Source organism: Actinacidiphila sp. DG2A-62, from assembly GCF_035825295.1.
Classification (GTDB): domain Bacteria; phylum Actinomycetota; class Actinomycetes; order Streptomycetales; family Streptomycetaceae; genus Actinacidiphila.
This window is the reverse complement of record NZ_JAYMGI010000002.1, coordinates 8,373,232-8,398,072: the sequence shown is the minus strand read 5'-3', so window position 1 is coordinate 8,398,072 and position 24,841 is coordinate 8,373,232. Positions and strand designations below refer to the sequence as shown.

Here is a 24,841-nt window from a genome sequence, read left to right as displayed (position 1 = left end):
GCGGCCGGGACCTCAGCGGGCGGCCGGGGGCTGCGCGGGGACGAACCAGGTGGGCCGGTCGGCGCGCGCCAGGTCGATGCGGCTGCGCGCGATCGGGCCGAGCGGCGGCAGTTCGTCGAGGGCGAACCAGCGCACGTCCAGCGACTCGTCGTCGTTGACCCGCGCCCGGCCGCCGACCGCGCGGCACTGCAGCACGATGTCGATGTACTGCGCGTGGTCGCCGTTGGGGTAGACCACCGGCTCGTTGGTGAAGACGCTCAGCACCCGCTCGACGACGGCCGACACCCCGGTCTCCTCCTCGATCTCGCGCACCGCGGCCTGCGCGGGCTGCTCGCCCGGGTCGGGGATCCCGCTGATCAGCGCCCAGCGCCCGGTGTCGGCACGCCGGTTGAGCAGGATGCGGCCCTGGTCGTCGAAGACCACCATCACCACGCCGGGCAGGAACAGCAGGGTGTCGCCCGCCTTCGCGCGGATGTCCTGGATGAACTGGGGAATCGCCATGGCCCGAGCCTACGGGGCGGGGCGACGCCGCCGCGGAGATCCGGACGACGGTCCCTACGCCCGGCCGGGGCGCGTGCGCAGGAGCAGGAGGTCGCGGATCATCTCCACCGCCCCCTCCGCGTCGTCGACCGTCACCGTGAACCTGTGCTGGCCGCCGATCAGCTCGAAGACCACCCCGGGGCCCCGGCGCACCACGACCGCCGTCCCCTTCTCGGGCCGCCAGCGGTAGCCCCAGCCGCCCCAGCCACGGGGACTCACCAGCGGCACCAGCTGCGCGCTGCTGACCTGGTCCAGCGGGATCCGCCGCCGTGGCACCCCGATGTGCCCGCACCGGACCAGCACCGCGTCGCGGTCGATCCGTACGTGCACGTGGGTGAAGGCGATCGTGCCGAACAGCACCAGCAGGCCGACGGTGAGGCAGCCCACCACCGACATCACCAGCGGCGCGAGGCCCGACCGGTCGGGCCCCTCGACGGCGAGCAGGATGCCGAGCGCGAGGCAGGCGGCGCCCGCCGCTGCGAGCACCCACTGGATACGGTTGTCGGCTCGGCCCGTCCACTCACGGGACGCGCCGGTCTCCGGCTGGGAGGCGTCCGTCATGGGACGAAGCGTACTCATCCTCCGGCGGAACGGCAGCGTCCCGCGTCACGCCGTCGCGGGGGAACCCGCCAGCGCGGCGCCTTCCGGGTAGCCGAGCGCGGCCTCGGGCATGGCGGCGCGGCGGCCGCCGAGCAGCACGTCGACGGCGCCGACGGCGGGGGCGTCCGGAGACCCGCCGGGCGCGGCGCCGGGCTGCGTGCCGGAGCCGGAACCCACGGCGCCGGCGCCCACCAGACGGCGCAGCGCCTGGGCGGCGACGGCGTCGGCGGAGCCGTACAGCTCGGCGCCCGGTACGGCCTCGGCGATGCGGGAGCGGACCAGCTCGTAGTGGGTGCAGCCGAGGACGACCGCTCCCACGCCCGCGGGGGTGAGCGCGGCGGCTGCCTCGACGGCGGCGCGCACGGCGTCGGCGTCGGCGTGCTGGACGGCGTCGGCCAGGCCCGGGCAGGGCACCTCGGTGATGTCCGCGCCGTTGCCGAACTCGGCGATCAGACCGCGCTGGTACGGGCTGCCGGTGGTGGCGGGGGTGGCCCAGATGGCGACCGCGGAGTGCCGGGCCGCGGCGGGCTTGATCGCCGGGACGGTGCCGACGACCGGCAGGCCGGGCTCGAACGCGGCGCGCAGCGCGGGCAGCGCGTGCACAGAGGCGGTGTTGCAGGCGACGATCAGCGCGTCGAGGCCCTCGTCGGCGGCGGCCCGGGCGCAGGCCAGGGCGCGGGCGGTCACGTCCTGCGGGGCGCGCGGCCCCCACGGCATGCCCGCCGGGTCCGAGGACAGGACGAGGTGGGCGTCCGCGCGCAGCCGCCGCACGGCCGCCGCGGCGGCCAGCAGGCCGATTCCGGAGTCCACGAAGCCGATCTTCACGGCGCCCACTCTAACCGGGGCGCCCGCGCTGCCGGGGCGCGCGCCGCTCCGGTCCGGGGGTGACAGCGGCGTCACGTGCGCCGCGCGGGCGGGCGTGCGGCAGACTGCCGGGGTGACGTTGACGACGATCGTGGTGGCGGCGGTGTCCCTGGCCGCGTGGCTGTGGCTGCTGACGGCCCAGGGCGGGTTCTGGCGTACGGACGTGCGGCTGCCTCCGGTGGCCGCGGACCCGCGGGCGGCCGGCCCGCGGGCCGGGGGCCGGCGCGGGAGCCCGTGGCGGGCGAGGGCGCGGACGGCTGGCCGTCGGTCGCCGTCGTGGTGCCCGCCAGGGACGAGGCCGAGGTGCTGCCGCTGAGCCTGACGTCGCTGCTGGCCCAGGAGTACCCGGGCCGCGCGGAGATCGTGCTGGTGGACGACGGGTCCACGGACGGCACCGGCGCGCTGGCCCGGGAGCTGGCCGAGCGGCACGGCGGGCTGCCGCTGACGGTGACCTCGCCCGGCGAGCCGCCCGCGGGGTGGACCGGCAAGCTGTGGGCGGTGCGCCACGGCATCGCGCTCGCCCGGCAGCGGACGGCGCCCGACTTCCTGCTGCTGACCGACGCCGACATCGCCCACCGGCCGCGGAGCCTGCGCGACCTGGTCGCCGCGGCCCGCGGCAACCGCCTGGACATGGTGTCCCAGATGGCCAGGCTGCGGGTGGAGACCGGCTGGGAGCGGCTGATCGTGCCCGCGTTCGTGTACTTCTTCGCGCAGCTCTACCCGTTCCGCTGGATCAACCGGCCGGGCGGCCGTACCGCCGCCGCGGCCGGTGGGTGCGTGCTGCTGCGCGACGGCGCGGCGGTCGCGGCCGGTGTGCCGGAGTCGATCCGGCAGTCGGTGATCGACGACGTGGCGCTGGCCCGCGCGGTCAAGCGGTCCGGCGGGCGGATCTGGCTGGGGCTGGCCGAGCAGGTGGACAGCGTGCGGCCGTACCCGGACCTGCGCGAACTGTGGCGGATGGTCTCGCGCAGCGCGTACGCCCAGCTGCGGCACAACCCCGCGGTGCTGGCCGGGACGGTGCTGGGCCTGGCGCTGATCTACCTGGTGCCGCCGGTCGCGGCGGTGGGCGGCGCGGTCGCCGGGGCGTGGCCGGTCGCGGCGCTGGGCCTGGCCGCGTGGGCGGTGATGGCCTGGCACGTACCTGCCGATGCTGCGGTACTACGGCCAGCCGTGGTGGCTCGCGCCGCTGCTGCCGTACACGGCGGCGCTCTACCTGCTGATGACGGTCGACTCCGCGGTGCAGCACTACCGCGGCCGGGGCGCGGCGTGGAAGGGCCGGACCTACGACCGGCCGGTGCGCGAGGACGGACAGGCGGCGGAAGCCGCCGGGGCCGAGGACGGGGCGGACGCCGGGGACGGCCTCACTTACGGCCGGGCCGCCAAGTGAGCCCCCAGCCGTACGCGTAGTCCACCGTGCGCTGCGGGCTGATGCCGCGCCGGGGCACCAGATAGCGGGCCTCGCGCCGGACCACCAGGTCGGGCCCCTCCCGCACCAGCAGGGCCAGCGCGCACACGGTGGAGGCGTCGGTGCACTCGTCGAGGGCGAAGTCGATCGGGGCGCCGTGCTGGGGGTGCAGCGTCACGGTGGCGTGCAGCCCGGCGAAGCTGCGCGCGCCCTGATAGATCGTCACGAAGAACAGCACCCGCCGGAAGCGCTCGGCGTGGTCGAGGTTGAGGGTCATGTTCTCGCCGCTGCCGCCGGCCCGGTCGTCGCCGTCCAGGAGCAGGAACGGCGGCCGGTGGTACGAGCCGAAGGCGCGCCCGAGCGCCTGCACCACGCCCTTGCTGCCGTCGGTCAGCTCGAACAGCGCGCACAGGTCGAGGTCGACCTGCGCTCCTCCCCAACGGCGCTTGGCCGACTGCCAGTTGAGGCTGACCCGCAGGGCTCCGGAGGTACCGCCCTGCTTGGCGAGCGAGACGGCCGGCGCGGCCTTGGTCAGCGTGACCTTGGTCAGCGCGACGGGGGCAGGGGCGGAAGCGAGGGTGGGCGCGGGCGCGGGCGGCGGCTGCGCGGACCGCGGCTCGGCAGCGGGCGCCGGTCCGGGCGCGGCCGGCGCGGACGGCCCTGCCGGCGGCGGCAGTTCGTCGGCGCCCAGTCCGTACGCCGCGGCCAGCGCGGGCAGCCCGGCCTCGTACCCCTGCCCGATCGCCCGGAACCGCCAGCCGCCGCCGCGGCGGTAGCACTCGCCGAGCACGTACGCGGTCTCCGCGCCCGCCTCGCCGCAGTCGAACCGGGCGATCTCCTCGCCGCCCGGACCGCCCGGACCGCCCGGACCGCCCGGACCGCCCGCAGCGGCCGGCGCGGCCAGCACTCGCACCCGCATCTCCCGCACGTCGCGGAAGGCCCCGCCGTCGCCGCGGGCGAACAGCACGACGCGCTCGGCTCCCGCGGGCAGCGCCGCGAGGTCGGCGGCGAGGGCGTCGACGGCCGTTCCGGCCCGGACCGCGGCGCCGTCGTACCGGACCGCGCCGCCGCTGTGCCGCGGCGCGGCGCGGTGGACCAGGGCGCCGCCGCCGAGGGCCGTGCCGTCCGCGCCGAGCAGCAGCGCGCAGACGTCGGTGGCCGGCGTTCCCGGCTCGGCGCGGCGCTCGAACTCCAGCCGTACCGCCGTCGTCGGCAGCGGGATGTTCTCCCCCTTGCGCAGCGTCATGCGACTCCCCCCGGGCGGCGGCGTACCGGCGGGTACGGGCCCCCGGCGACGCCCTCGTGGCCTGCGTTTTACCTGATCACATCATGAGGCGCCGACCGATTTCCTCGGATTCGCTCATATTGGAGGCCGAGGGTAACTCACTGCACGCAAAACAACCTTCTAATCGGTCTCCCCAACGACCACATCGTGGGCTTAACTTATGGCCCATGACCACCCCCCGCGGTTCGTACGGTGGCGGCTATGGCGGCTACCCCTCGTCTGCGTCCTTCCCGGACACCCCGATCTACGACAGCCTCGTCGCCGAACGAGGCACACCACAGATCGCCCCCATCCGAGTTCCCTCGCCCTACTCCGGTTACGAACCGTCGGGCTTCAACGCCTTCGGCGGCGGGAATCTGCCCGCTCTCCCGCCGGCGCTCCCGGCCCTGCCAGCCGGCCCGTCGGCTCAGAGCCACCAGCCGCAGTTCCAGCAGCCGCCGCAGCAGCAGATGCAGTCGCAGCCGCCGCACTACCCGCAGCCGGCGCCCGCTCCGTACATCCCGCAGCAGGCCGCCGCGCCGCGCGGCTACACCGCCTACGGCAACGGGGCCCCGAACGGGGCGGGTTACCCCGCGCAGGCGCCGCAGCCCTCGCCCGGCGGCTACGAGGCGGCCCGCCCGGTGGCGCCGCGCCCGGTGCCGCCCAGGCAGGCGCCCGGCGGCCACCCGGAGGAGCAGTACCAGTACCCGCGGCGGAATCTGGGGCAGGGCTACTACCAGGGCTGACGGCGACCGGGAACCGCCGGCACCACGCGACGGGACAGGAACCGGGACAGGCACCGGGACAGGCACCGGGACGGGAACGGACGGGGAGCGAACGGGGAGCGAACGGGGGCCTTCGCGGGGGAAGATGGCCGTATGACGACAGCCCAGGTGAGCGCGCTGCACGTGTACCCGGTCAAGTCGCTGCGCGCCACCGGCGTGCGGGAGGCGGCCGTGGAGCCCTGGGGGCTCGCGGGGGACCGCCGCTGGATGCTGGTGGACGCGGACACGGGGAAGGTGGTCACGCAGCGGGAGCAGCCGCGGCTCGCGCTGGTGTCGGCCGTGTACGCACGGCGCGGGGACGAGCCGGCAGCCGCGGGCGCGCCGCACGGGCCCACGGGCGGCGGACATCCGGCGGGCGTGGACCCCGCGGACGGACGTGCCGCGGACGGACGTGCCGCGGACGGGGGCCTGCGGCTGTCCGCGCCGGGGTGCGAGCCGCTGGACGTCGCCGTGCCGCCGCCGGGGCCGCTGCGGACGGTGCTGCTGTTCGGGAAGAAGATCGACCTGCTGCCCGCGGGCGCCGCGGCCGACCGGTGGCTGAGCGCGTGGCTGGACGCGCCGGTGCGGCTGATGCATCTGGACGAGCCCGCGGTGCGCCGGGCGATCGAACCGGGGTTCGCGCTGCCGGGCGAGACGGTGAGCCTGGCCGACGGCTATCCGCTGCTGGTGACCACGACGGGTTCGCTGGACGCGCTCAACACGCTGATAGCCGCGGGCGACCGGGCCCACGAGGGACCGCTGCCGATGGACCGGTTCCGGCCGAACGTGGTGATCGACGGCACCCCCGCCTGGGCCGAGGACGGCTGGCGGCGGGTGCGGATCGGCGAGGTGGTCTTCCGGGTGCCCAAGCCGTGCGCGCGGTGCGTGGTGACCACGACCGACCAGCGCACCGCGGCGCGCGGCGCGGAGCCGCTGCGGACACTGGCGCGGCACCGCAACGTCGGTTCGCAGCTGCTTTTCGGCCAGAATCTGATTCCCGAGCATTCCGGAACCCTGCGCGTCGGCGACGCGTTGTCACTGGTGGAGTGAGTGACTCGGCAGGCGTACGCGGGGTGCGCGGGTGAAGGGGGTGGCCGCACGTGGGACCGTCGAGGCGCCCGTCGGCGCGTCGCCGACCGGGGTCCGGCAGAGCGGGCCGGGTCCGGCTGAGGAAGGCCGGCTGGCGGTGGCGGCGCAACGCGCTGCGCCGCAGGACCGATGTCGTCGAGGCCTGCCTCGGCGTGGTGACCACCGTGCTCTTCTGCCTGTCCCCGCTCGTCGGCTGGTGGGCCGGACAGTCGGTGGACCGCACCCTGCAGGGCGTCGTGCGCAGCCAGCGCGCCTCGCGCACGCTGGTGACGGCCACCATCATGTCGGCCTCCTCGGACCGCGGCGCCGGCGCCTCCCAGGCCGTCGACGACGGCCGCAAGGGCGACATCCTGCGCTGGACCGCGCCCGACGGCACTCCGCGCACCAAGAAGGTCGCCGCCGATGTCGAGGTGTGGCGCACGGGCAAGGTCCAGGTGTGGACCGACCGCCGCGGCGACCTGGTGCCGGCGCCGCTGGACGGGCCGACCGCGGCCACCCACGCGGTGCTGGCCGGCATAGCCGTCGGCGCCGCGACGTGCGGCGTGGTGCTGATCGGTCGCGCGCTGGTGATGTGGCGTCTGATGCGCCGCCGGCTGGACTCCTGGGAGCGCGAGTGGGCCAGGGTGGGCCAGGACTGGGGTCGGGCGGGCGCGGGCGGCTGAGTCCCGCGCCGGACGCGTACGCCGGCTGCCGCGCGGCGGTGGCGCACGCGCCGCCGTTTTCCGGCCGCGGGAGGTGTCCCGGCGGTGTCCGGCGGACGGGCGGGCGTCACGCAACGCCCGTCGCGCGCGCTACGGTTGACCCCCGGTCGGCCGACGCAAGAGGTGGGGTACAGCTTCCCGATGGCACATGGCGTGGTGCAGGTCACCAACCCGAACAACTCGCGGTGGCGCCGCCGCACCGGCGAGTACGAGACCGTGGCGGCCGCGATCGCCGCGGCGGCCGAGGGTGACGTGCTGTCGGTCAGTTCGGGGACCTACCGGGAGAATCTGGTGCTGGACCGCGCGGTGACGCTGCGCTGCGCGGACGGTCCCGGGACGGTGCGGATCGCGCCCGCTTCCGGGGTCGCGCTGACCGTCCGGGCCGCGGCCACTGTGCAGGACCTGCTGGTGGAGGGTCAGGACATCTCCTCGGCGGCGCTGCTGGTCGAGGCGTGCGCGCCGGAGCTGTCCGGGCTGCGGCTGAACACCCGCTCGGCGGTGGGTCTCGAGGTGCGCGACGGTGCCCGGCCGACGGTGCGCGGCTGCACGGTGGACAACCCCGGCGGGGTCGGCATCAGCGTGCTGGACGGCGCGGGCGGGCTGTTCGAGGAGTGCGAGGTGGTGGCCGCGGCGCAGAGCGGGGTGTCGGTGCGCGGCGGCGCCACGCCGCGGCTGGTGCGCTGCCGGGTGCACCACGCGTCGGGCGCGGGCCTGTCGGTGACCGGGGAGAACAGCTCGCTGGAGGCGGTGGGCTGCGAGGTGTACGAGGTCCGCGGCGCGGGTGTGCAGATCTCGCAGCAGGGCGCGGGCCAGTTCACCGACTGCCAGGTGCACCGCACCACGGGCGACGGGATCAGCCTGGACACCGACGCGGTGCTGGCGCTGGCCGACTGCGACATCCACGACATCCCGGAGAACGCGGTCGACCTGCGGGCCCGTTCGGTGCTGACGCTGACCCGCTCCAGCGTGCGCCGCTTCGGACGCAACGGCCTGTCGGTGTGGGACCCGGGCACCCGGGCGGACGCCAACCAGTGCGAGATCCACGACAGCACCGGCGACTACCCGGCGGTCTGGGTGAGCGACGGCGCGGTGGCCATACTGGACGGCTGCCGCGTGCACGACGTGCCGGACGCGCTGTTCGTGCTGGACCGCGGGTCGCGCGCGGACGTGGTGGACAGCGACTTCAGCCAGATCCGCAACACCGCGGTGTCGGTGAGCGACGGGGCGAACGTCCAGCTGGACGACTGCCGCATCCGCGAGGCGGCGACCGGGGCGTGGTTCCGCGACCACGGCAGCGGCGGCACCCTGGCGCAGGTGTCCATAGACGGCGCCGCGACCGGCGTGATCGTCACCAAGGGCGCGGACCCGGCGCTGGAGCGCTGCACGGTCACCGGACCCGCGGAGGCCGGGGTGTACGTGTCGGCGGGCGGTCGCGGCTCGTTCACCGGCGTCCGGGTGGTCGGCAGCCGCGGCTACGGCTTCCACGTCATCGACGGCTGCCGTTCGACGCTGACCCGCTGCCGTACCGAACGGTGCGCGCGCGGTGGGTACGAGTTCGCCGAGCCGGGTCCGGTGACCGAGGACTGCACCAGCGACCGCGCCGCCACCGACGACGTGCCGGCGCCCGTTCCGGGGTCGGCGCCGCCCGCCGGGTCCGCGTCCCGGCTGACGGCCGGGCAGCCGTCCGGACAGCAGGCGTCCTACGGCCTGCTGGCCGGGGTCCCCGAGCAGGCGCCGCCGCCCGCTCCCGCGCCGGCCGCCCGGCAGGGCGACGAGGTGCTGGCGGACCTGGACGCGCTGGTCGGCCTGGACGGCGTCAAGCGCGAGGTGCGCACACTGATCGACCTGATCTCGGTCGGCCGCAGGCGGGAGAAGGCGGGCCTGAAGGCGCCCTCGGCGCGCCGGCACCTGGTGTTCACCGGCTCCCCCGGCACCGGCAAGACCACCGTGGCCCGGCTCTACGGGGAGATCCTGGCGTCGCTCGGCGTACTGGAGCGCGGCCATCTGGTCGAGGTCTCCCGGGTGGACCTGGTCGGCGAGCACATCGGCTCGACGGCGATCCGCACCCAGGAGGCGTTCGACCGGGCCCGCGGCGGCGTGCTGTTCATCGACGAGGCGTACGCGCTGGCGCCGGAGGACGCGGGCCGGGACTTCGGGCGCGAGGCGATCGACACGCTGGTGAAGCTGATGGAGGACCACCGGGAGGCGGTGGTGGTGATCGTGGCCGGCTACACCGCGGAGATGGAGCGCTTCCTGGCCTCCAACCCCGGCGTGGCGTCGCGGTTCTCACGCACCATCACCTTCGGCGACTACACCTCCGAGGAGCTGCTGCGGATCGTGCGCTCGCAGGCCGCGGAGCACGAGTACGCGCTCGGCGAGGACACCGACGAGGCGCTGCTGAAGTTCTTCACCGCGCTGCCCAAGGGGCCGGGCTTCGGCAACGGCCGCACCGCGCGGCAGACGTTCGAGGCGATGGTGGAGCGGCACGCGGTGCGGCTCGCGCACGTCGACGAACCCACGCACGAGGAACTGCAGCTGCTCTACCCGGAGGATCTGCCCGAGCTGCCCTGAGCGGGCAGCCGCGGGGCCGGCTGGGGCAGCCGGGCGAGCAGCAGGGCGCGCTGCTCGGCGAAGGCCGGGTCGGCCTGGTAGTCGGAGTGGCCGAGGATCGGCTCGGGCAGCGGGTGGCGGGCGCTGCGGCCGTAGGCCGCGGGGTCGAGCAGCGGCCCGCAGTCGACGTCCTCGGCGCCGGGACGGGTGGGCTTGAGGTCGACCGGGCCGCCGATCGGGTCGGTGCTGCGCCACAGGTTGCTCCAGGTGTGCATGTCCTCGTGCAGCGAGCGCAGCCGGGCGGTGCCGAAGTGGGCGGGGAACCACCGGCCGTAGAGCCGGGCGAGCGGGCAGCCGTAGGTGAGCAGCGCGACCCGGCCGCGCACCTCGGGGTCGAGCTGCCAGACGGCGGCGGCCGACAGCACGCTGCCCTGGGAGTGGCCGGACAGGACGATCCGTCCGCCGGTCTGGGCGGTCCAGGTGGACATCCGCCAGCTCAGGTCGGGCACCGCGCGCTCGGCGTAGCAGGGCGGCGCGAAGGGGTGGGCGGCGCGCGGCCAGAAGGTGCCGACGTCCCACAGGATGCCGACGGTGCGGCGGGCCGAGGCGTCGCGGTAGGCGCGCCGGCCGAGCGCGACGAGCGCCAGCACCCCGGCGCCGACCAGCCAGGAGCCCAGCGTCTGGCAGGCGTCGGCGGTCGCCGAGAGCACCCGGGGCGCGTGCGCGGCGACCTCGTCGGGAGTGCCGCCGCCCGCCCAGGCGCCGGCCACCGCCCCGGCGCCGAGCGCGAACGCCGCGCCGCAGAAGACGGCGACGAGCATCGGCGCGGAGTCGGTGAGTCCGGCGCGGGCGATGGCCCGGGCGATCTGCCGGGTGCGGCCCGCGTGGTGCTCTTCGCCGGGGTAGAGCCGTTCGACGTCCGCGCGCAGCGCGTGCTCGCGCCGGGTCAGCCGCCACCCGAGCACGCCGGCGCCGAGGGCGAGCAGCCCGAGGATCGCCGGGATCACCGACGCCTCCCAGGTGAGCACGGCGGGCGGCCCGACCAGGGGGCTGCCGTGGTCGCCCGGGGTGCGGCCGCCGTCCAGCCAGTCCGCGCAGCGCTGGGCGACGCCGCCGGTGAGCACGCCGCCCAGGGCGCAGCCGAGCAGGGCGACGGCGGGCCCGGCGAGCCCGCGCAGCGCCACCCCGCAGTCCTCGAAGTCGGCGGGCGGGGTGCGGTGCAGCAGCACGGCGACGACGGCGAGCGCGGCGATCAGGGCGCCCTGGACGACGGTGAGCGCGGAGAACGCCTGGGCCGAGGGCAGCCGCCCGTCCGAGGTCCAGCCCGGCCTGGCCCAGGCGCCGTAGACCGCGGCGGCGACGAGGACGGCGGGCGATCCGGTGAGCAGCAGCCGGGTGGTGCGCAGGTCGGGGGTGTCGTCGAGGTTGTCGAGGGTGCGGTCGGCCCGGCAGACCACGCCCGCGCTGACGGCCGCGAGCGCCGTGGTGGCCGCGGCGACGGTCCAGCCGAGCACCGGCAGCGGTCCGCCGTGGCCGCCGCGCCCGGTGTCGTGGGCGAGGGCGGGCAGGTAGAGGGCGGTCGCGACGGTCAGCAGGCCGGCGGCGGTGTGGGCGGTGCGCAGCCGGGCGACCGCCCGGCGGCCGTACCAGAATCCGGGCATCGCCAGGGAGGGAGTGCCGGGCGGCGGCGCCGGCCGCGCGGCGGGGCGCTGCGACTCGTAGGCGTACCAGGTGCGGTGGGACAGCCACCACAGCAGCGCGGTCAGTGCGACGGGCGCGCTCGCGCCGAGCAGCAGCCGGCGTCCCGGCAGGCTCCACCAGCCGCCGTGCGCGGCGGCGGCGAAGCCCATCCAGGACTTGCCGTGGGAGCAGCCGGTCCGGCCGGCACACTGCCAGCCGACGATGTCGAGGGCGACCTCGCAGACGGCCGCGACCAGCAGCACGGTCAGCGTCAGCGCCAGCAGCCGGACGATCAGCTCGTAGAGGCGGGCGAGCCGGGTGCGCAGCGAGGGCGGCCGCATCCAGTGCGCGAGGTTGGCGATCATGAAGGGCAGCAGCAGGAGCCACAGCGCGCGGCCGGCGTTGCCGGAGGTCAGGTTGGACCAGCAGTACGCCTCGGGCACGGGCTCGTCGCGGTGGCGTTCGGGGTGCTGCTCGGCGTCGGCGTCGCGGGCCCTGCGGTGGATGCCGGCCGTCTCGTCGCCGGCCAGCCGTACGGTGCGCGGGTCGCCGAGCATCTGCTGCGGGGTGGTGCCGCCGACGCCGTGCACGAGGAGTTCCAGGGCGAGTTCGGTGCGGGCGGCGGGGTGGGTGTGCGATGCGGTGGCCACTGGTGCCCCCGTTCCTCGTGTGCTGTGCCGGGGTGGTGCCCGGTCGCGCGGCGCGCTAGTCGCGGTCATGGCGAACCGTGCCGCAATCGTGACGCACGGCGACCGTTCCGGGACCGCGAGCCACCGGGCCCGGGCGGCGCTCCCCGGGCCGGTCGCCCGGTCCCCGTCCGCCGGGCCCGCGGGGCCGGCGGCGCCCCGGGTGCCGGAGCGGTGGCGGATCGGTCACCTGGCGTACACCCGGCGGGGCCATGCGTGGAAGGATGGCGGCAGCGCACCGGCGTCAGCCGGGCACCGGCGGGCGCCGGTGCGGACGGTGTGGACAACGACACGGACGGGACGGGGTCACGGGTGAGCGACAACCAGAACCTCCTCGCGGAACAGCGGCGTGCTCTGATCCTCGACGAGGTCAGGCGTCGCGGCGGGGTGCGGGTCAACGAGCTGACCCGGCGGCTGAACGTCTCCGACATGACCGTCCGCCGCGATCTGGACGCGCTGGCCCGCCAGGGCGTGGTCGAGAAGGTGCACGGCGGCGCGGTGCCGGTGGTGGAGGCCAGCAGCCACGAGCCCGGCTTCGAGGCCAAGTCGGGTCTGGAGCTGGGCGCGAAGGAGGCCATCGCCAGGACCGCCGCCACGCTCGTCGCGCCCGGCAGCGCGATCGCGCTGGCCGGCGGCACCACCACCTTCGCGCTCGCCCACCACCTGCTGGACGTCCCGGACCTGACGGTGGTGACCAACTCGGTGCGGGTCGCCGACGTCTTCCAGTCCGGGCAGCGCCGGCCGGGCGCCAACCACGCCGAGGCGACGGCGACCGTGGTGATCACCGGCGGCGTGCGCACCCCCTCGGAGACGCTGGTCGGGCCGGTCGCCGACCGGGCGATCCAGTCGCTCCACTTCGACCTGCTGTTCCTCGGCGTGCACGGCATCTCGGTGGAGGCGGGCCTGTCCACCCCGAACCTCGCCGAGGCCGAGACCAACCGGCGGTTCGTGCGCTCCGCCCGCCGCGTCGTGGTGATCGCCGACCACACCAAGTGGGGGACGGTGGGCCTGAGTTCGTTCGCCTCGCTGGAGGACGTGGACACGCTGGTGACCGACGCCGGCATCCCCGAGGTGCTGCGCGAGGAGATCGCCGAGCACCTCGCCCACCTGATCGTCGCCGGGGAGCCCGCGTCCGCCGACGGCGCGGCGGGCGCCGCCACGGCCGGTTCCCGGCCGGGAGCCGGACCGGCGGACAACGGCGGCGGCACGGCGTAACCTGCCGCCATGGCCCGTGCCCCGCGCCGACTGCGCCCCGTGGAACCCGGCTTCCTCGACGAGGCCCCGGTGCGGATGGCATTCAGCGCCGTCCTGGCCGCCTCGCCCGGCGAGGTCTACCACGTCCTCGCCGACGAGACCGGCGCCTGGCCGTCGTGGTTCGCCGGGGTCGAACGGGCGGAGGCCCACGGCGACGGCCGCCGCACGGTCGTGGTGTCCGGCGGCACCCGCACCGAGGAGACCGTGCTCGTCGCCGAGCGCCCCCGCCGCTACGCCTACCGCGCCGACACCGTCAACCGCCCGGGGCTCTGCGCGCTGATGGAGGAGTGGCGGATCGAGCCGGTGGCCGGCGGCGCCATGGTGCGGTGGACGATCGCCGCCGACGGCACACCGGTGGCGCGGGCCTTCCTGCGCGCGCTGCGCCCCGGCCTGCGGTCGGTCTTCCGCCGCACCGCCCACGGCCTGGACCTGCGCTGCGCGGCGCTGACGGCCCGGAGGCCCTGACACGCCGACGCCCTGGCACGCGTGGCGCCCCGGAGCCCCCGGCGAGGGCGGCGCCGGGGGGCGGGGACGGTCAGACGCGCAGTGCGCGCACGCAGTCGAGGGTGCCCGTGCCGTCGGCGACCGGCTTGCTGCGGTCGTAGGGATCGACGCCCGGCCCGTGCGCGGGCGCGGCGACGCGGGCGCCGCCGCCGTCGAAGCGCGGGTGCAGGAAGCCGTCGTGGACGCCGCAGTCGACGCCCGCGATCTGCGCGGTCCAGCCGGCGAGCAGCAGCGAGTCGATGCGGGCCGGGCGCTGGACGTCGGCGGGGAGTTCGACGGTGACGGTGCGCCGCACCACGGTCCTGGTGATCTCCGGGGACGCGCCGGTGTCGGAGGCCCTGCGCACCGGGTAGACGAAGGTGTAGTCGGCCAGGATGCGGGCGCCTCCGTAGGTGTCGCCGACGCCGAGGGTCATCCGGCCGCGCACCTTCACCGTGTCGCCGACCAGGCGCGCCTCGGGCCCGAACCTGCTGAGCAGCGCGGTCGGGTCGTCGGCGGCGGTCGGGTGGGCGAGGCCGTCCGCCAGGGTGCCGCGCGCGCCGCCGGAGTGCGCGTCGATGAGCTTGCTGACCGCGTCGGTGCTCCCGCCGGCGAGGACCGCGGGGTCGAGACCGGTGGCCACCATCAGGTCCTTGGCCAGCCGCAGGCCGTCGGCGACGCGGTCCCTGGTCACGGCGAAGTACGGGATCGCGGCCGGCGGCACGATGGCGGCGGCGCCGTCGCCCCACACCTCGGCGGGTGATCCGGCGAACGGCCGCTGGAGGGTGGCGCGTTGCTCGGGCACGGCGGCGGGCGGCCCGGCCGGCCGGGCGGTCTCGGGCGGCAGGGTCGAGGTCGGCGCGGCCGTCGAGCCGCGACCGCCCTCGCCGGTGACGACCGGCCAGACGCGGCCGGCGGTGAGCGCGAAGGCCAGCGTGGCGAGCACCAGCAGCACCCCGACGGCGTTGATCCAGCGCCGTTTGCGGCGCTCCTTGGCGTCCTCGGCGGCGCGGGCCGCGCGGCGGGCGGCCGCGGTGGCGGAGGAGAGGTCCAGGCGGTCCTGCGCGGGACGGGGACGGCCGGGTGGTCCTGGGCGCCGGTCGCCTCTCGCCGCGGCGCGCTCCTTCTCCTCCCTGATCCGCCGGGCGGCGACGCGGGCCCGGGCGGACAGTTCCTTGGGGGCGGTGGCGGCGATGTTCCGCTCGTTGTCGGTCAGGAACCGCTCCCACAGTTCCTCGGGATAGGCCGAACCGGACGACCCGTCCTCGGGGCCGGGCCAAGATCCGCGCGTCACGATGCACTCCCCCGTCTCGTCCGGGCAGGAACGGGGGCGGCGAGGCAGCGTTCCGCCGCCGCCCCCGCGGGCGATCGACAGCTTCGGCACCTATTGAGGCGTCCGCCGGGGACCCCCCGCTAGTCGCCTTATTGCTCTATGGGGTCGCTGGATTGCCCGATCCGGCGGAACGGCACGGGAGGAGACGGCTCTCGGGTGCGAGGTGGCGGGGGGCCGGGCGGTACGGACGCCGCCCGGCGGCACGCCGCCCGCCGGCGGGGTGCACCGGGCCACACGCCTCCCGCCGGCGGGGTGCGCCCGGCGGCACGGTCCGGGCCGCGCGCCCGGCGGCGCGCCGGCTCAGCGGTACTCGGCCAGCCGGGGACGGATGCCGGCGAGGACCAGCAGCGCGCCGGCCGCCAGCACGCCCGCGGGCACGCCCGGCCAGCCGGCCAGCGAGCCGCTCGCGTCCCGCGCGTGCGCGTCGAAGTCGGCCAGCTGCCGGGCGGCCAGGCCGTCCAGGGTGGTGGCGAAGTCCCAGAAGTCGAACGCCACGTCGCCGCGGCCCACTTCGGTGAGCACCGCGACCGCCTCCTCGGTCCTGCCCGCGTCCTTCAGCGACCGCAGCCTGCGGTCGTCGGCGCGGAAGTGGCCGTAGCGGGCGGACACGTCCCGGTAGGCGGCGCGCTCCCGCGCGTCGGCGTCGCCGCCGGGCGCGAGCAGCGTGTCGAGCCTGCGGGTCAGCTCGGTGAACTCCTGCTCGTCGCCGACCGCGAGCGAGGACTCGTGGACGAACCAGCGGCTCTCGGCGGCCGCGGCCTGCGCCGCGACCGCGCGTGCCTCGGCGAGCCTGGACCACGGCCGCAGGCCCTCGCGGCTCGCCGCGTCGACCGCGCTCGCGGTCGCGCCGAGCGCCACCAGCCCGGCCAGCGCGATCGCCAGGACCGCCGCGGTGGTGGCGAGCACCGGCGGGTTGAGCAGCCGGCGGTAGGCGCGCGCCAGCGCACGCTGCCACCACAGCAGGTAGAGGAGGGTGACGGCGGCCAGCAGCCCGAGCACCAGCGCCCAGCGCACCGCGGTGTCGTGGGCGTGCGCGTGAGCGGCGTCGGCCTGTCGCGCGTAGACGGCGGACAGCGCGGCGGCGGTGGGCAGCAGCGTGTCGTGCATCAGCGCGCCGGCCTGCACGTTCATGGAGACCGAGACGACCGGCGGGTGGCCGGCCACCCGGTTCGGGTCCTGCTCGCTGACGAAGGCCGAGCGGCCGCTGAGGTCGTCGTAGCGGCCGAGCCCGTCCAGCAGCGCCCGCACCCGCGCGCTCTGCGAACCGTCGCCGCCCAACCGCCGCAGCAGATCGCTGACCTGGGCGCGCCGCTGCTGCGCGGTGATCAGGGCGTTCAGCTCGTTCCCGACGACGGTGTCGGGGTCGTCCGCGGCCTCGCCCGGCGCCAGGGCGTCCGCGCGCTGCGCGTCCAGGTCGGCGAGGGCGAAGCGCAGGTCGGCGGCGACCGCGGCGCGCCCGGTGACCACGGTGCGCAGATCCTCGGCGTCCGCGCGCACGGTGACCGCGGCGACCGCGGCGAGCACGCCCAGCAGCACGACCAGGGCGACGGCCACCAGCGCCTGCGCCGTCAGCCGCCGGGGGCCGGGCGCGGACCGCGGACCCGCCCGGTACGCCTCCAGCGGGGGCGGCGGCGCGGCCGTCCCCGCGACCCGGCCGGCGGGCCGCGGCTGCGCGTCCGGTGGCATCGTCGCCACCTGAGAGGTCGTCATGCCACGACGCTAGGAGCGGGCGGCCACGCCGCGGTGGCCCCTGAACGGACGGCGGGTGTCCGTGATGTAACGGAACGACACGGGGGGGTCGGCCGACGGCGGGCGGGACGCGCGCGGGCGGTGCAGGCGGGCGGTGCGGGCCGGGCGTGTGCCGGGCGTGTGCGGGACGCGCGCGGGCGGTGCGGGCGGGACGCGCGCGGGCGGCGGACCGTGGGTGCGCGGGCGGCGGCGCGGGACGGGTGCGGGCGGCGTTGACATGCGCCCTGGGGTGTGACGGCTGGAGCGTGTGACGGGCCGGGTCCGTGGCGGCCGGCCCCGGTCAGGGCTGGGGCGCGTGGCCGGTCGGGCCGGACGCCTCGTCCGCCGCTTCGCGGTGCTGCGACTCGTCCGCCGTCTTTCGGCGCTGCGACGCCTCGTCCGCCGGTCGACGGCGCTGCGGCGCGTGCGCAGGCCGGCCGCGCCGGGGCTCCTGCTCGGCCTCGAACCGCCACAGCGCGTGCTCGGACCGGGCCCACCAGCGGGGCACGTAGCCGGTGCGCAGGCCGCGGCGCGCCTCGGGGTCGGCGGCGGCGAACCACACGTGGCCGGCGATGACCAGGCCGATGGCCAGCGCGAGCCAGTCGTGCACGAAGGTCGCGCCGGTCCGCCAGACCAGCGGCGTCAGCCTCGGGAACCACATCAGCAGCCCGGAGCCGATCATGACGAGGATCGCGCCGACCGTGAACGCGGCGTACAGCTTCTGGCCCGCGTTGAACTTCCCCGCCAGGCCCGGCTCGCGCCGGCGGGTGCGCAGGGCGGTGCGCAGCCAGCGCCAGTCGTGCGGGAAGAACCGGCCGAGCCGCCCGGCGTCCGCGCGGAACGCCCGCGAGACCAGCGCCGCCAGGAGCGGCGCGGGCAGCGCGATGCCCGACCACTCGTGCACGGTGACCACGAGGCGGCGGCGGCCGACGAGTTCGGCCAGCGGCGGCAGGTACAGGATCGCGGCGGTGCCGACGCACACGTCCATGATCACCGCGAGGCCGCGGTGCGCCCACGTCTCGGCGCGGGCGAAGCGGCGCACCGCCTCGGCGCCGCGGGGGTCACGACGTCGGCTCGTCATCGCGGCCGTTCGACTTCCCGACCCATCCGTCGACGTCATAACCGTAGTGCTCCCAGTAGCCGGGCTGGACGTCCGGCGTGACCACGATGCCCGACAGCCACTTCGCGGACTTGTAGAAGTACATCGGCGCCGCGTACAGCCGCACCGGGCCGCCGTGCGCCGCGGAGACCGGCTTGTCGTTCATGGTCAGCGCCACCAGCATGTCGGGCCGGCGGGCCTGGTCCATCGTCAGGCTCTCGGTGTAGACGCCGTCGAAGCAGGTGAAGCGCAGCGCGGCGCCCTTGTCCTTGACGCCCGCGTGGTCGAGCAGGGTGGACAGCAGCACCCCGGAGAAGGCGGTCTTGGGCACCCGCCAGCCGGTGACGCACTGCACGTCGCGCACCAGCCGGGTCTGCGGCAGCGCGCGCAGGTCGGCGAGGGTGTAGGTGGCCGGCCGGTCGACGAGGCCGCCGACGGTCAGCCGGTAGTCGTTCTCACCGCGGTGCGGGATGCTGTTCGACACCGAGTAGAAGCGGAACCCGCCGCCGCCCGGCAGCAGCCCGGTCACGCCGGTGGGGTCCTTGGCGTTGACCGACGCCAGCACGTTGTCGATCCGGTCCTGGACGCCGCTGCCGAAGGCGACGCCGAGCGCGCCGAGGCCGAGCATGCCCAGGACCACGCGGCGGCCGACCGGCGAGCCGCGCCCCTCGCCCTCGGCCGTGTCCTTCGCGCCCTCGGCTGTGTCCCTCGGCCCAAGTCCGGCCGCGGGTCCGGCCGTGGTGTCGTCCATGGTTCGATTCGAACACGCGGAAGCCCGGGGAACCAGGCCCCGCGGTGGACGTCAGCAATCCGTCATAAATGCGGGGGCATGTCTGTGCCGGCGGCATGCCGAGCGCTCGGCGGCGTCGGGGTGTGGTCGGGGCGTTCGGCCCGGCCGCGCAGCGCAGCCGCCCATGGTCAGCCCGCACGGCGCGGCGCCCGCGATCCCCAAGTGGTCCAGGAGCGCGGCGAGATCGCGGGCGCAAGCGTCCAGCCGGGTGGTGCCCGGCACGACCGTGCTCTCCCCGGAGCCGCGCAGGTCGGGCGCGATCGGCCGGCGCCGGCCGTCCGGCGTCCGCACCTGCGGGGCCCACGTGCCGCGGTCGAAGGGGTGCCCGTGCGCCATCCGTACGGGGGGCGGCTCCCGGCGCATCCGGGGGACGCCGACCGCCCCGCGCGCCCCCGGTCCCGGCGCGCCGGGCAATGTGACGACTTGCGCTCCGGTTCCCCCCGGGTCACCCTGAAGACGCATCACGGAGTACTGCCGCAGTGACTCTACGCATTTTCGCTCAGGTGTTCCCATCGGAGCGGCGCACAGGCCCCGGGCCGCGTTCAGACGCGGTGTCCGGCCCTCGCCGCGGAGGGAGTCGCAGCCGTGATCATGCAAGAAGACCAAGCCGATCCAGCGGCCAGGGAGTGTGCGCTCGAACTCGAGGCGCATCCCTACCGCATCCAGCAGATCCGCCGCATCGTGTCGGCGCAACTGCGCTACTGGCGTCTCGACCCGCTCATCGACGCGGCGTCGACCGGAATCAGCGAGCTGCTGGCCAACGTGCACCGGCACGCCAAGCCCGACAAGCAGTGCGCGGTGAAGCTGACCCTGGCGGGCGACCGGCTGACCGTCGCCGTCGCCGACCACGACCCCCGGCTGCCGTTCGTGCAGCCGACGGAGCCGACGGCCACCACCGGCCGCGGGCTGACCCTGGTCGAGGCCATGAGCGACAGCTGGGGCACCGACCTGCTGCCGCAGGACGCCGGCAAGGTGGTCTGGTTCGTGCTGCGCACACCGGTCGCCGCGCCGACGCTGGTGCCGCTGCGGACCGCGGTGCTGCCGATCGAGCGGCCCGCCCCCGAGCGCGTCGCGGCGGTGGCCTCCGTCGCCTGACGCGTGGCGCCGGGCCCGGCCGTAGCGGCTGACCCGACCGGCCGCCGCCCCCCTGCCGAGGGGGGCGGCGGCCGGTCGTCGCGCCCGGCGCTCCGGGGTTCACCGCGTCCTCACTCCGCCGCGATCGCCCGCAGCACGTCGGCCGGGCCGACCGCCGCGCCGGAGCGCCGGCCGGCTGGCGCTCCGGCGACGACGCCCGCCACCAGCACGACCGCCGGCCGCAGCGGCGCGACGGCGAACGCGCCGTCCCCGCCGGTGGCCGGGAAGCCGACCCTCACCGCGTCGAGCACCCGGACCCGCGCGTCGCCGGCGCCGTGCGCCATCGAGGCGTCCGACACCCGCGCGGCGGCGGGCCCGGGGTCCGCGGTCGCGCCGTTCACGCCGCGCCGCCCTTGCCGCCGCGGGACTCGCCGCGGACGTCGCGGCCGAACTGCTCGTCCAGCACCGACAGCCGCCGCCAGTACTCGTCCTCGTCGATCTCGCCGGCTGCGAACCTGCGGCCCAGCACGGCGATCGGCGAGTGCTCGGCGGTCGCGGCGCGTATGTGCCACGGTCCCCGGCCGCCGCGCCAGGCGGTCCGCCGCAGCACGGTGACCACGAGCGCGATCGCGGCCACCCAGATCAGCGGGAAGAACAGGATCCACGGCCCGGGTCCGCCGTCGTGCCATGCCAGCGTGGTCATCGCCACTCATCTCCTCCATCGGTGCGGGGTGTTTCCGATACGTCCGAGCCTGGCGGTCCGGCGTCCGGGAATCGTCGTACGGCCAGCGGCATCCGGCCTGCTCCGCGGGGAGTACGCGGCGGCGAGCGGCCTGCTTCCGCGGGCGGCACGCGAACCAGGGCCCGGCGGCTCCACGGCGCGGCAGGCGGTGACGACGGCGCGTGGAGCCGGCGGACGGCGCGGGCCGGGCCGCTGCCGGGGGGCGTTGTCGGAGGCGGCGCCTAGGGTGAGGGGGATGTGGCGGTGTGCGGGGCTCCGGTGGCGGGACGGCGGGCCGGTCTGGTCGTGGTGGCATCCGGTGCACGGCGAGCGGACCAGCGCGCAGCCGGTGGGCGGCCGGCTGACCACGGCCCTGGCGCCGGACGCCGACCGGCGCTGCGCCGGGGTGTGGCGGGCCGGTCGGCGCATCGCGTGCGCGGACGCGGCGGCGCTGCCGTACGACGCGCGGCGCGACCAGTGCGAGGCCTGCGCGGCGCTGGACCGCTCCTGGTCGGTCGCCGCGGACACCCGCGCCGACGACCCGCGCCCGTACGCCGTCTATCTGGCGTACTTCGGGCCCGGCCTGCACAAGGTGGGGATCACCGCGGTGGCCCGCGGCTCGGCGCGGCTGCTGGAGCAGGGCGCGGTGGCGTTCGCCTTCCTCGGGGAGGGCCCGCTGATGGCGGCGCGCCGCACCGAGGCGGTGCTCGGCGCGGCGCTCGGCGTCCCCGACCGGGTCCGCTCGGCCGCCAAGCGCGCCGCCCGGCTCGACCTGCCGCCCGCGGCGGACCGGGCGGCGGCGCTGCGCAGGCTGCACGCCGCGGCGCTGGAGTTGGCGTCGGACGGGTCACTGCCCGGTGCGCTGCGGCCCCGCCCGTTCGCGGTCACCGACCACGCGGAGCGCTTCGGCCTGGAACGCCGGCCGGATGCGGGGCCGGGGCTCGGCGCGGAGTCTGCGCCCGGGCCGGAGATCGGTGCGGGGTCCGGGCCCGGAGCGGAGACCGTCGCGAGGTCCCGGCCGGCGGCCGGTGCGGCGGCGTCCGGGCGGGGGTCAGGCGTGGCGCCCGAGCGGGGGTCCGATGCGGCGTCCGGGCCGGGGGCCGATGCGCCGTCGAGGCCGGGGGCCGGTGTAGCGCCCGGTCCGGGGCTCGGCGTGACGTCCGGGCCGGAGGCCGGTGCCGCGGCGGCGTCCGGGCGGGGGCGGGGGCGGCGGCTTCCCGTGGCGGAGGTGACCGCGCTCCGGCCGGGCGACACGCTGGCCGGCGTGGTGACGGCGGCCGTGGGCCACGACCTGGAGGTGCTGGCCGACGACGGCCGGGTGCTGCTCGTGGACGCCCGGCTGCTGTCCGGCTGGACGTTCCTGCGCTCGCCGCGGCCGCCGGACGCGCCGGGCGCCGCTGCTGCCCGGCTGCCGTCCACCCGTCCGCTCGCCGTGCCCGCGCCGGCGCCCGATCCGCTGTTCGCGCTGCCGACGCCGCTCCCCCGCGCCCACCCTTAGCCCCGCGGACCCGCGGCCCTGCGGACCCGTCTCCCCGCGGCGGCCCGCGGCCGGCGCCCAGCCGCGCGGACCGCCCGACCGGGCCGTGCGCCGGACCACCGCCGTGCCGGCGCCGGATCACCGCCGTGCCGGCACCGTACCGGCGCCGCACACAGCGGCGGCCCGGTCGGTCAGCCGCCCAGCACCGCCAGCGGGTCGTCCAGCACCGGCTGCCACGCCAACTCGGCCGCTCCCACGAGGCTGTTGTGGTTCAGCGCGCAGGCCAGCACCGGCACGCTGCCGCTGCGCCCCCACAGACTGTGGTCGGCCACCACCGCGCGCAGCTTCTCCGCGTCCGCGTCCAGCAGGTTCCCGTGCAGGCCGCCCAGCAGGATGCGGTCGGGATTGAGGACGTTGACCAGGCCGGCGAGCCCGCGTCCGAGGCGGTCGACGAGGACGCCCGCGGCGTGCCGGACCGCCGGGTCGTCGTACTCCGTGCGGAGCAGGTCGCGGGCCTGCTCCAGGAGCGAGACCTCGGGGCCCGGTTCGCGTCCGGCCGCTTCCAGGAAGGCGAGCGGGTCGGCCTCGACGTCGAGGCAGCCGCGGGAGCCGCAGTGGCAGGGCCGCCCGTCCGGCACCACCGTGAGGTGGCCGACCTCCAGGGCGAGCCCGGCGCTCCCGGTGTGCAGGCGTCCGTTCAGCACGAGCGCGCCGCCGACGCCTCGGTGGCCCGAGGCGACGACCAGCAGGTGCTGCGCGTCCTGCCCGGCGCCGTGCCGGTGCTCGGCGAGCGCCGCGACGTTGACGTCGTTGCCGACGAAGGAGGGCACGGGCGTGCCGTCCGGCGCGAGGATGCCGGCGCGGGCGACCTGTCCGGCGAAGACCTCGCGGACCGGCGCGCCCGCAGGCCAGGCCAGGTGCAGCGGGTTGAGCGCGGTGCCCTCGGGTTCCGCGACGGCGGACGGCACGGCGAGGCCGGCGCCGACGCAGACCCGCCCCGAGGAGCGCAGCAGTTGGGCCCCGGCATCCACGACCGCGCCGAGCACGTGCGCGGGGTCGGCCGGCACGGTCATGGAGACCGGCGCGGTGGCGACGATCTCGCCGCCGAGTCCGACCAGGGCCGCGCGGAAGCCGTCCGCGTGGACCTGCGCGGCCAGCGCCACCGGCCCCTCGGGGGCGACTTCCAGCCGGTGCGAAGGCCGCCCCTGGGCGCCGGAGGGGCCGGCCGGGTGTCGACCCGGATCAGGCCGAGGGCCTCGAGTTCCGCGGCGACCGCGCCCGCGGTGGCCCGGGTGACCCCGAGTTCCGCGGTGAGCAGCGCGCGGGTGGCGGCGCGTCCGGTGTGCACCAAAGAGAGCGCCGGGCCGAGTGCGCCTCGTCCCCGCTCCAGCCTTGTCCGAATCTGTGTCACCCCTCTATTCTGACTTTGTGCCGACACTAAACAAAATAGGGACAGCGCTGTCCCGATCCCACCACACTCCCGCCGCCGATCCCGCACTGCGCCGCCTGCGGATCGCGCTCACGGTCTTCTTCGCGGTCGACGGCTTCCTCTTCGCGGGCTGGGTGGTGCGCATTCCCGCCATCAAGGCACACGTCGGCGCGTCCGCCGGGCAGTTGGGGCTCGCGCTGCTCGGCGTGTCGGCCGGCGGGGTGGCGACGATGGTGCTCACCGGGCGGCTGTGCCGGGCGTTCGGCAGCGAGCGGGTGACGGTGGGCACGGGCGTGCTCCTCTCGCTCAGCATCGCGCTGCCGCCCAGGGCCCACACCGCGCCGGCCCTCGGCCTGGTGCTGCTGGTCTTCGGCGTCGCCTACGGCGGCCTGAACGTCGCGATGAACAGCGTCGCCGTGGACCTGGTGGCCGCGCTGCGCCGCCCGGTGATGTCCGGCTTCCACGCCGCCTACAGCCTGGGCGGACTGCTGGGCGCGGGCATCGGCGGCCTGCTGGCCCCGCACCTGTCCCCCGGCACCCATCTGCTGCTGCTCACGCCGGTCGGGCTGCTGGCGGTGGCCTGGGCCGGGCGGGTCCTGCTAGCGAACCCGCTGGGCGGGCCGGCCGCGCGCGGACGGTCGCGGCCGGCCGGCGCCCCGGAGGGGGCCGCCGCCGGGGCGGCGACCCGCGCGCGGGTGCCGGGCGCGACGCTGCTGGTGGCGGTCTTCGGCCTGATCGCCGCGTGCACGGCGTACGGGGAGGGCGCCCTCGCGGAGTGGGGGCCGCTGCACATCCAGCAGGACCTGCACGGCGGCCCCGGGGTCGCCGCCGCCGGCTACGCGTGCGTGGCGCTGGCGATGGCGATCGGGCGGCTGTCGGGCACGGCGCTGCTCGAACGGTTCGGGCAGACCCGGGCGCTGGTGCTGGGCGGGCTCACCGCGTGCGCGGGGATGCTGGTCGGCGCGCTCGCGCCGTACACCCCGCTGGTGATGGCCGGGTTCGCGGTGACCGGCTTCGGCCTCGCCAACCTCTTCCCCACCGCCATCGCGCGGGCCGGCGAGCTGACCGGGCCGAGCGGGGTGGCCGCCGCCTCCACCCTCGGCTACGGCGGCATGCTCCTCGGCCCGCCCTCGATCGGCTTCCTCACCGACGCGTTCGGCCTGCCGACCGCGCTGACGACGGTCGCCGCGCTGGCCGCGCTGGCCGCCCTCATAGCCTTCACCACGCGGGGCGGCGGCGCCGCGGCACGCCGCCGGTCCGCCGCGCACGTCCGGGTTTGACGAACATCACAGGCGCCCGGGCGGCGATCC

19 protein-coding genes and 3 pseudogenes are annotated in these 24,841 nt (G+C 76.8%); 10 read left to right on the top strand and 12 right to left on the bottom strand.

Features of this window, described 5'->3' with window-relative positions; all coding sequences use genetic code 11:
• Window positions 1–12: 12 nt before the first annotated feature.
• From VSR01_RS36835 to VSR01_RS36825, 3 genes are read right to left on the bottom strand one after another with little or no spacing between them, the layout of a single operon-like run.
• Window positions 13–501: an NUDIX hydrolase gene (locus VSR01_RS36835; RefSeq protein ID WP_326453309.1), complete on the bottom strand. Its 489-nt coding sequence runs from the start codon at window positions 499–501 to the stop codon at window positions 13–15.
• Between the two features lie 54 nt (window positions 502–555).
• A complete protein-coding gene (locus tag VSR01_RS36830) occupies window positions 556–1,101 on the bottom strand; it encodes a hypothetical protein (RefSeq protein ID WP_326453308.1) in 546 nt (181 codons plus the stop codon).
• A gap of 45 nt (window positions 1,102–1,146) precedes the next feature.
• Window positions 1,147–1,965, bottom strand: coding sequence for a glutamate racemase (locus VSR01_RS36825; protein WP_326453307.1), 819 nt, complete (start codon window positions 1,963–1,965; stop codon window positions 1,147–1,149).
• Window positions 1,966–2,059: 94 nt separating this feature from the next.
• On the opposite strand from VSR01_RS36825, the pseudogene VSR01_RS36820 reads away from it, so the two are divergent.
• Window positions 2,060–3,298, top strand: a pseudogene (locus tag VSR01_RS36820) (glycosyltransferase); the annotation flags it as partial.
• Between the two features lie 67 nt (window positions 3,299–3,365).
• On the opposite strand, the gene VSR01_RS36815 reads toward VSR01_RS36820, so the two are convergent.
• Complete coding sequence (locus VSR01_RS36815) at window positions 3,366–4,655, bottom strand: TerD family protein (RefSeq protein ID WP_326453306.1); 1,290 nt, start codon at window positions 4,653–4,655, stop codon at window positions 3,366–3,368.
• 206 nt (window positions 4,656–4,861) lie between these two features.
• Here VSR01_RS36815 and VSR01_RS36810 point away from each other — a divergent pair, with 206 nt between their 5' ends.
• The 4 genes from VSR01_RS36810 (at window position 4,862) to VSR01_RS36795 (ending at window position 9,798) form a co-directional block, all read left to right on the top strand.
• Window positions 4,862–5,419 carry a DUF6643 family protein gene (locus VSR01_RS36810; protein WP_326453305.1) on the top strand — a complete coding sequence of 186 codons (558 nt, stop codon included), beginning with the start codon at window positions 4,862–4,864 and terminating at the stop codon, window positions 5,417–5,419.
• Between the two features lie 132 nt (window positions 5,420–5,551).
• Window positions 5,552–6,487, top strand: a complete 936-nt coding sequence (locus tag VSR01_RS36805) for an MOSC domain-containing protein (RefSeq protein ID WP_326453304.1) — start codon at window positions 5,552–5,554, stop codon at window positions 6,485–6,487.
• 50 nt (window positions 6,488–6,537) lie between these two features.
• On the top strand, window positions 6,538–7,188 hold the full coding sequence (locus VSR01_RS36800) for an Rv1733c family protein (RefSeq protein WP_326453303.1): 651 nt from the start codon (window positions 6,538–6,540) through the stop codon (window positions 7,186–7,188).
• Window positions 7,189–7,368: 180 nt separating this feature from the next.
• On the top strand, window positions 7,369–9,798 hold the full coding sequence (locus tag VSR01_RS36795) for a right-handed parallel beta-helix repeat-containing protein (protein WP_326453302.1): 2,430 nt from the start codon (window positions 7,369–7,371) through the stop codon (window positions 9,796–9,798).
• Here the strand turns inward: VSR01_RS36795 and VSR01_RS36790 are convergent.
• On the bottom strand, window positions 9,768–12,176 hold the full coding sequence (locus VSR01_RS36790) for a hypothetical protein (RefSeq protein ID WP_442785622.1): 2,409 nt from the start codon (window positions 12,174–12,176) through the stop codon (window positions 9,768–9,770). The two genes, VSR01_RS36795 and VSR01_RS36790, sit on opposite strands and share 31 nt — an antisense overlap.
• 279 nt (window positions 12,177–12,455) lie before the next feature.
• Between VSR01_RS36790 and VSR01_RS36785 the strand changes: the two genes are divergently transcribed.
• Together VSR01_RS36785 and VSR01_RS36780 are read left to right on the top strand one after the other, a co-directional pair.
• Window positions 12,456–13,358, top strand: coding sequence for a DeoR/GlpR family DNA-binding transcription regulator (locus VSR01_RS36785; protein WP_326453300.1), 903 nt, complete (start codon window positions 12,456–12,458; stop codon window positions 13,356–13,358).
• A gap of 9 nt (window positions 13,359–13,367) precedes the next feature.
• Window positions 13,368–13,862 carry an SRPBCC family protein gene (locus VSR01_RS36780; protein WP_326453299.1) on the top strand — a complete coding sequence of 165 codons (495 nt, stop codon included), beginning with the start codon at window positions 13,368–13,370 and terminating at the stop codon, window positions 13,860–13,862.
• Between the two features lie 70 nt (window positions 13,863–13,932).
• Here VSR01_RS36780 and VSR01_RS36775 read toward each other — a convergent pair whose 3' ends face one another.
• From VSR01_RS36775 to VSR01_RS36760, 4 genes and pseudogenes are all read right to left on the bottom strand, one after another.
• On the bottom strand, window positions 13,933–15,174 hold the full coding sequence (locus VSR01_RS36775) for a hypothetical protein (protein WP_326453298.1): 1,242 nt from the start codon (window positions 15,172–15,174) through the stop codon (window positions 13,933–13,935).
• A 339-nt stretch (window positions 15,175–15,513) separates the two neighbouring features.
• Entirely contained in the window at window positions 15,514–16,923 is a 1,410-nt protein-coding gene (locus tag VSR01_RS36770) for a hypothetical protein (protein ID WP_326453297.1), read from the bottom strand.
• A gap of 484 nt (window positions 16,924–17,407) precedes the next feature.
• Window positions 17,408–18,022, bottom strand: a pseudogene (locus VSR01_RS36765) (cytochrome b/b6 domain-containing protein); the annotation flags it as partial.
• Window positions 18,003–18,668, bottom strand: a complete 666-nt coding sequence (locus VSR01_RS36760) for a molybdopterin-dependent oxidoreductase (RefSeq protein WP_326453996.1) — start codon at window positions 18,666–18,668, stop codon at window positions 18,003–18,005. The pseudogene VSR01_RS36765 and the gene VSR01_RS36760, both read right to left, overlap by 20 nt.
• Before the next feature lie 753 nt (window positions 18,669–19,421).
• Between VSR01_RS36760 and VSR01_RS36755 the strand changes: the two genes are divergently transcribed.
• A complete protein-coding gene (locus VSR01_RS36755) occupies window positions 19,422–19,925 on the top strand; it encodes an ATP-binding protein (RefSeq protein WP_326453995.1) in 504 nt (167 codons plus the stop codon).
• A 110-nt stretch (window positions 19,926–20,035) separates the two neighbouring features.
• Here the strand turns inward: VSR01_RS36755 and VSR01_RS36750 are convergent, their stop codons facing one another.
• Together VSR01_RS36750 and VSR01_RS36745 are read right to left on the bottom strand one after the other, a co-directional pair.
• Window positions 20,036–20,305, bottom strand: coding sequence for a hypothetical protein (locus VSR01_RS36750; RefSeq protein WP_326453296.1), 270 nt, complete (start codon window positions 20,303–20,305; stop codon window positions 20,036–20,038).
• Window positions 20,302–20,607: an SHOCT domain-containing protein gene (locus VSR01_RS36745; RefSeq protein ID WP_326453295.1), complete on the bottom strand. Its 306-nt coding sequence runs from the start codon at window positions 20,605–20,607 to the stop codon at window positions 20,302–20,304. The genes VSR01_RS36750 and VSR01_RS36745 overlap by 4 nt, the downstream gene beginning before the upstream one ends.
• A gap of 337 nt (window positions 20,608–20,944) precedes the next feature.
• On the opposite strand from VSR01_RS36745, the gene VSR01_RS38180 reads away from it, so the two are divergent.
• Window positions 20,945–22,123 carry a DUF2797 domain-containing protein gene (locus VSR01_RS38180; protein ID WP_442785621.1) on the top strand — a complete coding sequence of 393 codons (1,179 nt, stop codon included), beginning with the start codon at window positions 20,945–20,947 and terminating at the stop codon, window positions 22,121–22,123.
• A gap of 170 nt (window positions 22,124–22,293) precedes the next feature.
• On the opposite strand, the pseudogene VSR01_RS36735 reads toward VSR01_RS38180, so the two are convergent.
• A pseudogene (locus VSR01_RS36735) lies at window positions 22,294–23,513 on the bottom strand (ROK family protein).
• A gap of 17 nt (window positions 23,514–23,530) precedes the next feature.
• On the opposite strand from VSR01_RS36735, the gene VSR01_RS36730 reads away from it, so the two are divergent.
• Window positions 23,531–24,811, top strand: a complete 1,281-nt coding sequence (locus VSR01_RS36730; protein ID WP_326453294.1) for an MFS transporter — start codon at window positions 23,531–23,533, stop codon at window positions 24,809–24,811.
• Window positions 24,812–24,841: the final 30 nt, after the last annotated feature.

What these genes read in the sequence shown, in the direction of transcription:
- VSR01_RS36780 (WP_326453299.1), top strand. Translation starts at nt 13,368, where the DNA reads ATGGCCCGTGCCCCGCGCCGACTGCGCCCCGTGGAACCCGGCTTCCTC.
- VSR01_RS36745 (WP_326453295.1), bottom strand. Translation starts at nt 20,607, where the DNA reads ATGACCACGCTGGCATGGCACGACGGCGGACCCGGGCCGTGGATCCTG.
- VSR01_RS36760 (WP_326453996.1), bottom strand. Translation starts at nt 18,668, where the DNA reads ATGCTCGGCCTCGGCGCGCTCGGCGTCGCCTTCGGCAGCGGCGTCCAG.
- VSR01_RS36805 (WP_326453304.1), top strand. Translation starts at nt 5,552, where the DNA reads ATGACGACAGCCCAGGTGAGCGCGCTGCACGTGTACCCGGTCAAGTCG.
- VSR01_RS36835 (WP_326453309.1), bottom strand. Translation starts at nt 501, where the DNA reads ATGGCGATTCCCCAGTTCATCCAGGACATCCGCGCGAAGGCGGGCGAC.
- VSR01_RS36795 (WP_326453302.1), top strand. Translation starts at nt 7,369, where the DNA reads ATGGCACATGGCGTGGTGCAGGTCACCAACCCGAACAACTCGCGGTGG.
- VSR01_RS36755 (WP_326453995.1), top strand. Translation starts at nt 19,422, where the DNA reads ATGCAAGAAGACCAAGCCGATCCAGCGGCCAGGGAGTGTGCGCTCGAA.
- VSR01_RS36815 (WP_326453306.1), bottom strand. Translation starts at nt 4,655, where the DNA reads ATGACGCTGCGCAAGGGGGAGAACATCCCGCTGCCGACGACGGCGGTA.
- VSR01_RS36770 (WP_326453297.1), bottom strand. Translation starts at nt 16,923, where the DNA reads ATGACGACCTCTCAGGTGGCGACGATGCCACCGGACGCGCAGCCGCGG.
- VSR01_RS36830 (WP_326453308.1), bottom strand. Translation starts at nt 1,101, where the DNA reads ATGACGGACGCCTCCCAGCCGGAGACCGGCGCGTCCCGTGAGTGGACG.
- VSR01_RS36810 (WP_326453305.1), top strand. Translation starts at nt 4,862, where the DNA reads ATGACCACCCCCCGCGGTTCGTACGGTGGCGGCTATGGCGGCTACCCC.
- VSR01_RS36790 (WP_442785622.1), bottom strand. Translation starts at nt 12,176, where the DNA reads ATGACCGCGACTAGCGCGCCGCGCGACCGGGCACCACCCCGGCACAGC.